This is a genomic window from Kitasatospora sp. NPDC001664 (assembly GCF_053596675.1).
In genome coordinates this window covers 1-12295 of the sequence record NZ_JBSFGS010000066.1, presented here as the reverse complement: position 1 = coordinate 12295, position 12295 = coordinate 1, and the positions used below count along the sequence as shown (strand labels likewise).

At 73.2% G+C, this 12295-nt stretch carries 12 protein-coding genes; 3 read left to right on the top strand and 9 right to left on the bottom strand.

The annotated features are described in order from the left end of the window. The first annotated feature begins 400 nt into the window (after positions 1-400). Positions 401-850, top strand: a complete 450-nt coding sequence (locus ACWCYY_RS40150; protein WP_449798901.1) for a hypothetical protein — start codon at positions 401-403, stop codon at positions 848-850. A 78-nt stretch (positions 851-928) separates the two neighbouring features. Beyond that, the gene (locus ACWCYY_RS40145) at positions 929-3394 is read left to right on the top strand and encodes a Helicase associated domain protein (protein WP_449798900.1); all 2466 of its coding nucleotides are present in this window, start codon (positions 929-931) and stop codon (positions 3392-3394) included. Positions 3395-3565: 171 nt separating this feature from the next. Here ACWCYY_RS40145 and ACWCYY_RS40140 read toward each other — a convergent pair whose 3' ends face one another. Continuing rightward, entirely contained in the window at positions 3566-5230 is a 1665-nt protein-coding gene (locus ACWCYY_RS40140) for a replication-relaxation family protein (RefSeq protein WP_449798899.1), read from the bottom strand. Positions 5231-5931: 701 nt separating this feature from the next. Between ACWCYY_RS40140 and ACWCYY_RS40135 the strand changes: the two genes are divergently transcribed. Next, positions 5932-6801, top strand: coding sequence for a replication-relaxation family protein (locus ACWCYY_RS40135; RefSeq protein ID WP_449798898.1), 870 nt, complete (start codon positions 5932-5934; stop codon positions 6799-6801). A gap of 400 nt (positions 6802-7201) precedes the next feature. On the opposite strand, the gene ACWCYY_RS40130 is transcribed toward ACWCYY_RS40135, so the two are convergent. The 8 genes from ACWCYY_RS40130 to ACWCYY_RS40095 all read right to left on the bottom strand — a co-directional run. Beyond that, on the bottom strand, positions 7202-7705 hold the full coding sequence (locus tag ACWCYY_RS40130; protein ID WP_449798897.1) for a hypothetical protein: 504 nt from the start codon (positions 7703-7705) through the stop codon (positions 7202-7204). Between the two features lie 31 nt (positions 7706-7736). Continuing rightward, the gene (locus ACWCYY_RS40125; protein WP_449798896.1) at positions 7737-8225 is read right to left on the bottom strand and encodes an NUDIX domain-containing protein; all 489 of its coding nucleotides are present in this window, start codon (positions 8223-8225) and stop codon (positions 7737-7739) included. A 14-nt stretch (positions 8226-8239) separates the two neighbouring features. After that, a complete protein-coding gene (locus ACWCYY_RS40120; protein ID WP_449798895.1) occupies positions 8240-8917 on the bottom strand; it encodes a DUF402 domain-containing protein in 678 nt (225 codons plus the stop codon). A gap of 69 nt (positions 8918-8986) precedes the next feature. After that, a complete protein-coding gene (locus ACWCYY_RS40115; RefSeq protein WP_449798894.1) occupies positions 8987-9418 on the bottom strand; it encodes a hypothetical protein in 432 nt (143 codons plus the stop codon). Positions 9419-9421: 3 nt separating this feature from the next. Then, positions 9422-9898, bottom strand: coding sequence for a hypothetical protein (locus ACWCYY_RS40110; RefSeq protein WP_449798893.1), 477 nt, complete (start codon positions 9896-9898; stop codon positions 9422-9424). Between the two features lie 70 nt (positions 9899-9968). Then, positions 9969-10451: a hypothetical protein gene (locus ACWCYY_RS40105; protein WP_449798892.1), complete on the bottom strand. Its 483-nt coding sequence runs from the start codon at positions 10449-10451 to the stop codon at positions 9969-9971. A 9-nt stretch (positions 10452-10460) separates the two neighbouring features. Further along, positions 10461-10730 (bottom strand): hypothetical protein, encoded by a 270-nt coding sequence (locus ACWCYY_RS40100; protein WP_449798891.1) that lies wholly within the window; start codon positions 10728-10730, stop codon positions 10461-10463. A 63-nt stretch (positions 10731-10793) separates the two neighbouring features. Beyond that, on the bottom strand, positions 10794-12295 hold a 1502-nt coding region (locus ACWCYY_RS40095; RefSeq protein WP_449798890.1), incomplete at its 5' end, for a hypothetical protein.

Here is a 12295-nt window from a genome sequence, read left to right as displayed (position 1 = left end):
GGGGCCGTGCTGGGGTCAACTCCGGGCTTTGCCCGTGGAGTTGACGGGCCGTTGGCGGGTGGGGCCTTCGGCCCGAGTGAGCGGGGGGCTGGGGGCCGGCCTGGTGGTGGGTGCGGTGTGGTGGCGGGTGCTGGCGTGGGGGTGGTGGGCGGGCCCGGGTGGGGTGGTGATGAGGGGTGGTCAGGTGGTGGGGTCACTCGAAGGAGTGGAGAGGGGCGGGCTTCGCCCGAAGGCAGTGCATCAAACTGAGCAAGCCGCTAGACTTTGGGCTGCTGGCTCGCTTTCGGTGGGCCTCCTGCTCCTCGACTGAGGGGTGACGGCAGCGAAGGGGAATTCGATGGGTGCCAATTCCGTCTATTACGCTCGGTCCGCTGTACGTCGTAAGGCTCAGGGGAAATCGGTGGAGTATCTGGCTGAGCAGTCGGAGGAGGCTCGCTGGTGGGAGCGGCAGGCCGGCCGGGTGGAGGACTCCGGGTCGGCGGCTTCGGAGGAGGCTGAGGAGTGGGGGCGGATCGTGGAGCTGGTCCGGGCCCGGGGCCTGGCCGTGTACGACGTCGCCGAGGACGAGCAGGCTCAGGTCTGGCTGACGGAGCACCGGGACCGCCAGGCCGCGCAGGAGGAGAAGGTCCAGCGGTCCCGGCGTGAGCGGCAGATGCGCGGGAGTCAGCGGCAGGTGCGGGTGGGGATCTCCCCGCAGACGGAGCAGCGGCTGGTGGCCCTGGCGGCCGGGCTGGGGGTGGGGATCGAGCGGCTGCTGGAGGTCTTGGCGGACCACGTCGAGAGCGGCGGTGACGGCTTGGTCCAGGTCCCCGCCGTCGCTGTGACCTCCGGGCCGAGGAACCCCTACTGAATCTCCGGGGAATTCAAATGACCCGCTGAGATCGCCGTTACGTGACTCCGATATTTCCCTGGAAAGGAATTGCCTGCCATGCCGAAAAAGCTTCGCCCTAACCAGCAGGAGGCGTGTGACGCTTCCGTACGACTTCTGACGCCTCCGGCGTCGGGTCTGCTCCCGCCGGAGGGGCTCCGCTGTCAGGTGCGGGCCGCGACGGGCTCGGGCAAGTCGCTGACGGCCGTACACGTGGCCGAGCGTCTCCATTCCGAGCGCACCCTCGTGCTCGTGCCCTCGCTGCCGCTGCTGGAGCAGACGGTGGCCGTGTGGAAGGCCGAGGGGTACGGCGGCCGGATGGTGGGGCTCTGCTCGCTGAAGGGGTCGGAGCAGCCGGGGATCGCGTGCACCACCGATGCCGCCGAGCTGATCCGCTGGACGGCCGGGCCGGGCAAGGTCACCGTCTTCGCCACCTACGCCAGCCTCGGGCTGGGGCACCTGGAGAAGGCCCACCAGGCCGGGCTGCCGCCCTTCTCCCTCGCGGTGGTGGACGAGGCGCACCGGGTCTCCGGCCAGGCGGGGAAGCCGTGGGCGGCGATCCTGGACAACAACAAGATCCCGTGTGACCGCAGATTGTTCATGACGGCCACCGCCCGCGTGTGGGCCGTCAAGGAACGGGACCAGGAGCGGGCGGCGTCGGCCGGCATCGAGACGGCCGAGCTGATCGCCAGCATGGACGACGAGAGCCTGTCGGCCTTCGGCCCGATCGCCCACAGCTATCCGCTCGGGCAGGCGGTGTCCGACGGGGTGATCGCCCCGTACAGGATCGTGTGCGTGGACGTGGCCGATCCGGTGCTCCAGGGCCTGGTGCAGCGCGGTGCGGACGAGCGGTCGGTGGAGTACCGGGGCGCCCGCCTCGCGGCCCTCCAGACCGCTGTGCTGACCGCCGCCGCTGAGTGGGACCTGGCCCGGGTGCTCAGCTTCCACCACTTCGTGGCGGAGGCCCGGGCGCTCAGCACCGGCCTTCGGGACGTGGCGAAGGTGCTGTGCGAGCAGGACTCCGCGCTCCACCCCGACCCTGCGCTGGTCGGCACGAGCTGGCTGGAGTCCGAGCACACCGTGGCCGAGCGCCGGAAGACGCTCGGTACCTTCTCCTCGCTGATCGCCGACGACGGACTGCGGCTGCTCCGGTATGTCCTCGCCTCGGTGAAGGTCTTGAGCGAGGGCGTCGATACGTTCGATTGCGACTCGGTGTTCTTCGCGGACGTACGCGGGTCGATGGTCGACCTGGTCCAGGCCGTCGGGCGGGCACTGCGGATGAAGCCCGACAGCGGGAAGGTCGCCACCATCGTGGTGCCCGTCATCCTCGGGCCCGGCGAGACCGGCGCGGAGCTGCTCTCGTCCAAGGCGTTCGACGGGCTCGCCAAGCTCCTCATGGCGCTCCGCTCGCACGACGCCGCCGCCGTCGAACGCCTGGCCCTCCCCCAGTCCGAGACGCGGCCGGCCCGGGAGCCGAGGCACGCTGGTGACCCGGACGAGCGCCGCTCCGGCCCGGCCGGGGAGCAGCTGCTGCAGTTCTCCACCGTGCGGGATCCGGCGGTGATCGCGGCGTTCGTGCGGACCCGGGTGTTGGAACCGGAGCGGGAGGAGTTCCGTCGCGGGCTGGAGGAGTTGCTGGCGTACAAGAAGACCCACGGGGACGTGAAGGTCGCCTACGCGTACGCCGCGCCGTCCGGGTACCGGCTGGGGTCGTGGGTGGCCGACCAGCGCCGGTACAAGGCGGCCGGGGTTCTCGACGACGAGCGGGTCAAGGAGCTGGCCGACCTCGGGTTCGTGTGGTCGGCGTTCGACAGCGCCTTCACTGACAACCTCACCGCGGTCGCCGGGTACGCCGCCGAGCACGGTCACGCCTGCCCGCCCAACGAAGCGATCTGGGACGGGCGGCCGGTCGGGACGATCCTCAAGAACCTGCGCACGGCGCAGCGGCGGACCGAGGCGCTGGAGCGGCGGGCGGAGGCCGGGGAGAGCGGGTTGGACTGGGCCGGGGCGCTCAGCGCGGAGCGGAAGGCGGCGTTGGACGAGATCGACCCGGGGTGGTGCCCGGCCTGGTCGGTGGAGTGGCAGAGGTGCTTCGCTCTCGCCTGGCGGCACGTGAAGGCCGGCGGCACGCTCGACGGTGACCCGGGTGCCGTCGTCGTCCAGGGCGAGGACCTGACTGGGTGGGCGCGGGCGCAGCGGGTCGGGTGGGCCAAGCTCGGTCCGGCGCAGCAGTGGCTGGTGGAGCACGTGCTGGGGCTGGAGCCGTTGGCAGTGGAGGAGTTGCCGCCCGTCAAGGTCAGCCACGCGGAGAAGGAGCGGCGGAACCTGCTGGCGGCTGCGCAGTACCGGGAGCGGGAGGGCCACTTGAACGTCAGCCGTAAGCACCCCGAACGGCTGGTGCTGGACGACGGGACCGTGGTCGAGGTGAGCCTGGGTCTGTTCATCGCCAACAGCCGTTTGCGGCGGGCCACCATCCCGGCCGAGCGGGCCGAGCGGCTGACCGAGCTGGGGATGCGCTGGGAGTAGGGCGGCCGGTGTGGCGGGCCCGGGGCGGCAGGCGGTTGGCCTGTCGCCCGGGCCTTGTCGCGTCCGGGTCTCACGCGGGGGTTGGCAGGTATCTGCGCAGGTCACGAGGCGCGACAGCGCCCAGTGCGACAGGGGGCGCGACAGCCCCCGCGACAGGGGCAGCGGGGCCGTTCACCGGTCCTTCGCAGGGTAGAGCGTGGCGTGCTGGACTCGGAGGTTCCACCACGGGTCGGCCGGGGTGGAGACGCGGGCGGCCAGCGTCTCCCGCAGGGTGGGCAGCGGCAGCACCAGCGGACCGAGTTCCTGGTCTTCTCGGTCGCTGACGCAACTGGGGCACTCCAGCCGGTTCGGACCGGCCTCCTCGGTCAGCTCCAGGACCGAGCCCGCCTTCCCTCCGATCGAGCCCCGGCACGTCCAGCACGGGCGCAGCTTCGCGTTGGCCGCGCGGGCCGCTTCGAGCTGCTGCTTGGCCTTGGCCTTCTTCTCCTTCTCGCGGCGCTTGAGGTCCTTCTCCTCGCAGTCCCAGCAGCGGCCCCCGGGGCGGCGGAACCACCGTAGGCGCCCCTTCGGTCCGTACTCCGAGGTGCTCTCCTGCGTCGGCACGTTCTCACAGTCGGCGCAGGCCAGGGTCTCCATCAGGTCGCGGTGCTCCTGGCGGCGCTTCTCCTCGCGGGCGGCCTGGCGCTCGTCGTACGCCTCGCGGGTGTCCGGGCTCTCCAGCGCGTCCAGCAGGGAGTAGCGGGCGTCGTCGCGGCCGTAGCGCCACCAGATGGGGCCGAGCGGGCCGTGCTCGGCCAGAAGCTCCAGCGTGGTCGCGATGACGGGTACCGCGTCGTCGTACTCGCGCCAGCCGTCGCCGTCCGCGTTGTCGTCGCGCCTGGTCCACCAGCCGCCGCCCCAGGCGTCGCGCGCGAGGTCCGCCACCTTCTGCTGCCGGTTGGCCAGGGCGGTGGGTGAGGCGTCGGTGACGACCAGGGCGACGGGCGGGTAGCCGGGCCGGGTGTGGCCGGGCCAGTCCCGCAGCCACCAGTGCACCATCCGGTCGGCCGGCTCCTCGTCGGCCAGGGCCGGGTCGTTGCTCTTCACCTTGGTGCGGAACAGCTCGCGGTAGGCGGTGAACTTCCGTGCTAGCCGCTCGGTCGACATGGTGGAGCGGTCGACCTCCACCATCAGCACCGGCACCCCGATCTCGGGGGCCTGCCACACCGCGTCCGGGCGCACCTTGCGCCGGCCGCCCGGCAGCACGTACTCGACCTCGGTGGCCCAGTCCGCGAGTGTGCCGACGCCGCCCGGAGCGTCCGGGGCGGTGCCGCCCAGGACGAAGGAGAGCACGGTCTCGTTGACCGCCATCGCGTGCTGCGCACCTGTACGCCCGGCGCCCCGGGCCGTCGATCCCATCTCCGAGCGGAACAGGCCCAGCACCTGCCCGGCCGCCTCCAGCCCGGCCGTGCCCTCCAGCCGCCACGTCTTGTGCCCGGTCTTCGTGTTGCCGTCGGAGGCCACCAGGCCGTGCAGGGCGAGGTCCCGCAGGCCTTGGCGGATCACCGTGTTCGACCCGGCACCGGGGCGCAGCAGGCGCTGGAGCTGGTCGGCGGTGGCGACCTTGAGCACGCCGAGCGCGCCGAGGACGTCGGATCGCAGCGGGGCGGTCGAGCCGTTCGGCCAGAGCCTGCCGCGCCGGTAGGCAGTGCGGCCCGGCCGGGGCCGCCAGCCCAGCCTGTCCTGCTCGGCCAGCTCGGCCGGCTCGGCGGGTGCGGCCGGCTCGGCGGCGTGCTCCTGGCCGTCGGTGTCGTGCGCGCTGTCGTGCGGCTGGGCGGGGCGCTGCGGGGTGCTCACGGGCTTCTCCCGGGGTCGGCGGTGAACTGCTCTGATCCGAGGGATATCCCGCCGCTCCGACAGCCGCCAGCCCCTTTTCCACCCCATCCCACCACCCGGCCCGAAAGGGCCCGCGCCGCGCGCCGCTCTCCCCATTCCGCGCGGCCGGCTCCAGCCGGACGCAGAAAATAGAAAGCCCACCGCAGGTGCCGAACCCAACTGACCAACCGACAACTACAACAGCAACTACAACAGCCAAAGCAGAAAGACGGGAAAGAAGGGTTGTCAGGACTGGGGAACGGCCCCGATCCGGGCCCTGAACTGCTGGTTTTCCCACCTTGGACGCGAAGTGCCCGGTAGGGGCAGTGGCAGGGGAGGCGGTAGGGGCGGCGGTAGCGCACCGTCGAACTAACCAGGCCATCGAGGTGCCGGTGAGTTTGCTTGATGGCCCGTCCAAGGAAACTCACCGGCACCTTGATGGCATATCAGTGCAGGTCAGAGACGTGCGATCCAAGGTTCTCACCAAGGTTGGATGGGACGGGATGGCGGACGGGTTTTCGGACCGGTTTTCGGACCGGTTAGGACCCTGGATACCTTGGAACGGACCGTTATGAAACCGTTATGCCTTGGATTCCTTGATGGTGAGAAATCCGGTGAGTTTCGTGGGGTTTCATCTCTCCAGCACGGGAGCGGCCCGTGCTGGAAGCCCGAGGAGTTCATCCGTGAACGGGGAACTGGAGACCGACCACGACGTCCTGGTGACGCTCGCCCGATTTTCGCTGGCCACCGCCGAACAGCTCCATCAGCTCCACGGCGGGCGGGCCGGAATCAAGCAGACCCAGAAACGCATGGAACGCCTCCGCACCGAGGGCGTCACTGATTTCGTCACCCTCCCGCAGGCCGGGCGCGCGAAAGCCTGGCACCTCACGGAGCAGGGCGCGGCGGTCACCGCGACCTTCCCCGCCGCCCGCCGCCCGGACCCACTGGTCGCACCCGAGCAGGCCGCCCTGCGCTTCGGCCGCGGCCACCTCCTCACGCTCGGCCACGTGCACTGCGCCTTCGTCGCCGACGCGCGCGCCCGGGGCGAGGACTGCGGCCCGGGCGACCTGACCCCCGCACCCGCGCACCCCGTCGACCTGGCGGCCCCGGCCGGACCGGCCTACCGGCCCGCCGCCGAACTCGCCTACACCGCGAGCACCGCCACCGGCCGGCGGCGGCTGCGCGCCTTCATCGAGCTCCACCGCCCCAGCACGGGCATCGAGCAGACCGCCGAGCAGCTGGCCGCCTGTGCCCGGCTCTGGCGCCAGCCCGGCCCTGGTGGCACCGGCTGGGCACGGGAGCACCGCTGGCGGCCGTTTCCGGCCCTGCTGGTCGTCCTGACCGGCACCCGGGCCGCCGAGGGCGAGAGGGCGGTGGAGGACCTTCTGCTGGCCGCGGAGGAGAACCCGGCCACCGCCGAGCTGCTGGCCGCCCTCCCGGCCGGCGCCGCCCGCCTCGAGGATCTCATCGAGCACGGGCCCGCCGCCCCGGTGTGGCACCCGCTGTCGGGCGAAGGCCGGCCACCGGTCGGCTGGACCGAGCTGCAGGCCTGACCCGCTCCGGACACCTTGATGCCCCGTCCAAGGTTCCGGGCGGGCCATCAAGGTGTCGGGGGGCTGACCGTCACCAATACTTTGACCTGGGGCGTTGCCCGGCTTCCAAGGTTTTCGGAGGCGGTCGCGGGGGCGTCTCCAAGGTTTTCCGGGAGGCTCTCCAAGGTTCCCGGCGGAGCCTTCCAAGGTGAGCATCAAGGTGTGCAGCCGGGGCGCGGGGTGACCATCAAGGTGGCCCGGGCCGCCCCGGTCCCGGGAACGGCGGAGGGGCGGCCCGTACGGGCCGCCCCTCTTCCACCGCTAGTTCTGCCTTCCCGAGCAGCCGAAGCCGCCCCCGGCAAGGCCGCGATCCAGCCCATGGCCGCACACTACCCGAGCCCGCGGACAAGGCGCGGGTAATTCACCGTCCGCGACGCAGCCACCGGGCCGGCCAGCGACCCGGGCCCCGCTCCCGGACGGCCGGGTCAGCGGCCGGGTGGCCGGGGGCGCTGAGGGTGGCGGACCGTACCGGGCGGGGCCAGGGCCAGCCTGGGATCTCCAAGTCGGGGTGGGCGACGACCAGGTCCTCGTCGGCGTACACGGTGCGCAGCCCGGCGTCGTCGAGGCGGTGTTGGAGCATCAGGTTGTAGATCTGGCGGGCGGGGACCGGGCCGCTGCGGCACGCCCGGGCGGAGAGGGCCCCGCCGGGCAGTAGGTGCTGCTCGGTGGGCTGCCAGCGGACCGCGACCGCGAGGCCGTTCGGGCTGGCCTGCAGCACCGCGCCGGGGCGGCCGTCCCCGGCCTGGACGACCTCGATGCCGGCCGCGGCGAGCGCGGCCACGGTGCTGTCCCACAGCGCCTGGCCTGCGTCGGTCGCGGCGGCGGAGCTGCCGGGGTGATCGGCGGGGCGGTGCTGGTCGTCCATGCTTCGACCGTAACGGGCCGGGCCTGGGTGTTCAGCGCCACCGGTAGGTGACGTCGGTCATCGGCGGGAGCGGCAGCGGTCCGACGGTGGAGCCGGCCTGGGTGGTCTGGTCGAGGACGGGGCCGACGGCCGGGTAGAGGTGGAGACCGGCGGCCGCGGCGAGTGGCAGCCACACCACGGGCGCCCGCTCGGGGTCGTCCTGCTCGGAGGTGGCGACGGCCTGGTGGAGGTGGTCGGGCAGGTGGGCGGTGAAGACCAGGTGCCGGCGGCGGAAGAGGGCGCTCTCGCCCGGCCGCGCGGTCTCCTGGTCCTGGGCGAAGCGGAGCACCGGCGGGCCGGGAAGGTCGTCCAGGTCGAGGCGGAGCTCCTCGAGGAGCTCGCGGCGCAGCGCGGCCAGCGGGTGTTCGCCGTTCTCGATGAGGCCGCCGGGCAGCGAGTGTTGTACACCGCCGGGGCGTTCGCGTCGGATCAGGGCCAGGTGGCCGTCGTGGATCAGGGCGGCGCACACCCGCACGAGCACGGGCGTCGGGGCTGTCACCGTAGGGCCTGGTCGGGGACGTGGTCGGCGTCGGCGGTGAGTTCGGGCAGCGGCCAGGCGGGGTCCGGGCTCCAGGTGGGCCAGCCGCCGGCGAACGGGCCGCTCTCGTTGTCGAGCATGGTGATCGCCCGCCCCTGGGCCCGCTCGACCTGCCGGTGGAGGTAGTCGTCGATCACGCCGAGGCGGCGCAGCTGGGCGTACTCGGCGCGGTCCTTCCAGTGGTGGCCGGACAGGTCGGGGGTGACGACCAGGTCCAGGCCCAGGTCCAAGGTGTCGATCCCCGCGGTCGTCCGGACGAAGGGCTTCTCGAAGTTGACGTACCAGCGGATCGGGTCGCCGGTGGCGGCGTCCTGGAAGCAGTGGACCGAAAACCACTCCCCCGCCAGGAAGTGCGACAGCAGGGTGGTGCCGGTCCAGCGGTAGCGGTCCAGGGCCCATGTGCCGGCCGCCAGCTCGGCCAGCATCCCCTCGCGCGCGGACTGGTCGCCGGTGCGGGTGGAGGTGATCCAGGCCGTCGGGGCGAGGCTCTCGATCCCCGGCCAGTAGGCCAGGGTGAGCACGTGGCCGGTGTCGGCGACCACCCGCTGCGGCATCGCGGTCCACACCCGCCCGGCGTGGACGTCGCGGCGCAGCGCCGTGGTGCCGGGCTGGAAGAGCAGGTCGGTGTCAGTCACCACCGGATCCTGCCCAGCCCACAGAGCGGGAAGTCCACTCGAAGGTGGGACGGAACGGCCCGGCCGGGATCAGCGGCGGTTCGCCAGAGCGGCCGTGCGCAGCTGGGCGAGGATCGGCAGGACCTGCTCCTGGTCGCCATCGGGGGTGAACGCCAAGACCGCGCTGATGACGACGTGCGCCATGTCGTCGACCGTGGTCGGTCCGGCCGGCTGCCCGGCCCACAGCTGCAAGGTCTGGGCGAGGAGCTTGGTCATGCGGGTACCGGTGTCGGCGCCCATCTGCGCGACCAGCGCCTGCAGCTGGTCGGGCGGCAGGCCGTCGTGGATACCGTGGTTGGCGGCGGTCAGGCTCTGGAGGGCGAGGTCGGCGTAGTCGGCGATGGCGGCGTGCAGCGGCTTCTCGCCGGGCCCGGTGGTGGCCAGGCTCTCCAGCGCCTGGTCGTCGCCGGTCCAGGCGGCTTCGAGGGCGGCCAGGACGCGCAGGATCTCGTCGGGTGTCACCGGTCAGTCCTCCACGCTCATGCCGAGGGCCTCGCCGATGTCGGCCAGCTGCCGGGCGTGGGCGGCCCGGGTGAGGGCGGCGCGGACGGTCGGCACCGCGTGGGGGGAAGCGGCGAGGTGGGCGCGCAGGACGCCTTCGGCGAGGAACCGGACCTCGGCGAAGGTCCGTTCGTCGGAGGCGAGCAGGTACTCGGTCTGCTCGGCACCCTGGCCCGGGCCGCCCGGGAAGGCGCGCACGCACGGGCGGCCGCCGACCAGCAGCAGGTCGAGCACACCGGGCTGGCCGTCCAGCAGCACGTCACCGATCCCGGCCTCGCTCTGCCCACCGGCGTCCGCGGCTGCGGCGGTGACCGCCGCGATCAGCAGCACCACCCGCTTGTGCTGCTCGAGGTCGGCCGGGGCGTGGCCCTGGACCAGGCCGTCGGCGGCGGCCAGGCAGAACTCCCACGTGGTGCGCGGCGCGGTCAGACTTTCGCTCATCCCGGCACGCTACCGCCCGGTGTCCGTACTGGGGGCGAGATCGAACCGATCATCGGGCCGACGGACGGGGTCAGTCCTCGGTGCCCGTGGCGAGCGCGGCCTGGGCGCCCTGCAGAAGACGGACCCGGATCGTGGCGTTGGCGGCCTCGCGCACGGTGGGCACGCGGCCGCCGGCGAGCATCAGGTGGCCGACGAGCGTGTCCTCTGCCAGCGCCTGCACCGCTCTGAAGGCTCCGCGGTCGAGCGCGAGCAGCGCCTCGCGCTGCTCGGCGCCGAGTCCCGGCAGGGCCGGACAGGCTTGCACCGCGAGCCGCGCACGGGAGCGCAGCAGCTCCAGCAAGCCGTCCGGTCCGTCCAGGTCGACCAACGCCACGTCGGGGCCGACGAGTTCCGCGTCGTCCGCGCAGCCGGCGAGGACCGCTGCCAGGAGCAGGACCAGCTGCTTGTGCCGGTCGTCGCCGGGCAGAAGCTGACCTTGTGCCATCCGGTCGGCCGCCTCCAGGCAGTACTCCCATGTCGTACGCGGCCGCGGCGCGGTCAGACTCTCGCTCATCCCGGCACGCTACCGCCCGGTGTCCGCGCCGGGGGCGAGATCGTACTGATCAGCGGGCCGAGGGTCCAGGCAGGCCGGGTGGTGCCAGGCCGTGCTGACGACGGCCCCGCCCAGGAGGCGGTGCTCGCTGGTCCAGGTCCGGCAGCACCCGGGCGAGCGGCCCGGCGCGGCTGATGCCCGCCCGCCCCTGGCGGAGGAGGCGGGCGGGGCGCCCACTGCGGTGGTGGTGCGCGGTCGCCAGCGGCGGGCCCGCCAGGGGCTGATCGAGGAGGTCGTCACCTCTCTCCTGTGCCCACCCGCGCCCGCCAGCCCACCTGCCCTCACCCGGCCGGACCACCACGGTCAACCCCGGCGCCACCAGGAGGCGGCCCGCTTCGCCGCCTCCGCCTCCGCTGCCTCGGCCGCCGCTGCGGCTTCGGCGGCGGCCCGCGCACGCGCGGCCTTCTCCCGGGCCTGCTGGTCGGCGTCGGCCTGGCGGCACCTGGCGCAGACGCCCTCGTCCCAGTGGCCGGCCCGTTCCTTCTGCTCCCAGCGCTCGTCGGACAGCTTCTCCTTGCAACGCGGGCAGGCCGGGCGGCGCTGCTCCCGCTCGGCCGCTTCCCGCTGCCGCTGGGCTTCCCGCCGCTCCCGTTCGGCCGCCGCGCGCTCCCGCTCCGCCTGCTCCCGCTCGCGTTCCAACCGCTGCCGCTCGGCCGCCTCCTGCCGGCGCAGGGCCGCGAGCTGGCGCTCCAGCAGCCGGTCGCCGTCCTCGTTGTCGAGCGCGTCGGCGAGGGTGTGCCAGCCGGGGCGGCCGAAGCGGACCCAAATCTCGGCGTCCGCGCCGAAGCGGCGCAGGTGCGACAAGGTGGTCGCCACCACGGGCAGCGCCTGGTGCCAGTCGCGGGCGGTGACCCCCTTCACTGGAACGGGCCGGGGCGCCCAGATGCTCTCGGAGGCCGCTTCCACCGCCTCGATGCGGCGCAGCAGCCGCTTGTCGTCGCGTTCCTGCTTGGCCTTCTTCTGGGCGGGGGTGAGAGGGGCGGTGCCGGGGCGGGGGCGTTTGCGGCCGGCTTCCAGGACGAGTGCGACCGGGGGCAGGCCCTCGCGGCCGGTCGCCGGGTAGAGGGCGGAGCACAGACGCAGGGCGTTGCTGGCGGGCCCGGGCTTGGCGAGGGCGGCCTCGAACTCCTTCCGGTTGGCTCCGCGGGCGGGCAGCTCGCACCAGGCCCGGTAGGCGGTCAACTTGTCCACCAGCGTGCCGGTGCCCTCGTTCTCCCGGTCGACCTCCACCCACAGGACCGGCACGTCGGCGCCGGGGTCGCGGAGCACCAGGTCGGTGAAGAGGGAGCGGCGGCCGGGCAGGCGGTGCTCGACCTCGGTGCTGTAGGCGCCGAGGTGGCCGATGCCGGCCTTGGCGAGCAGCCCGGCGGTGGCGACCACGTCCAGGGCGTGCTCGGAGTAGGCGGCCGCTCGCTTCTCCCGTACGGGGCGGGCCGCGGCGAGCTTTGTCCCGGCCGGGAGGAGAGCTGCGGCCTCCCGGCGGCCGGCCGGGGTCAGGCACCAGAGCTTGCGGCCGTCCGGCAGGCGCAGCTCCTCGCGGACCTTCCCGGCGTCGGCCAGGTCGCCCAGGGCGTCGCGGATGGAGCGGTCGGAGCGCTGGTGGGGCAGGACGAGCGGCCACAGCTCCCTGGGGGTGGCCCGCTGGAACAGGCCGAGCGCGGCCAGCACGCCGCCCCGCACCGGGGCGGTCGATCCGCGCTTCCACTCCCTCTCCTTCTTCTCCGTGCTGCTCCGGTCTTCGACAGCGGCAGCATCACGGAGGCGAAGGAGAGGGGAGGGAGAGGAGTTGTCGCCACCGCCCGACC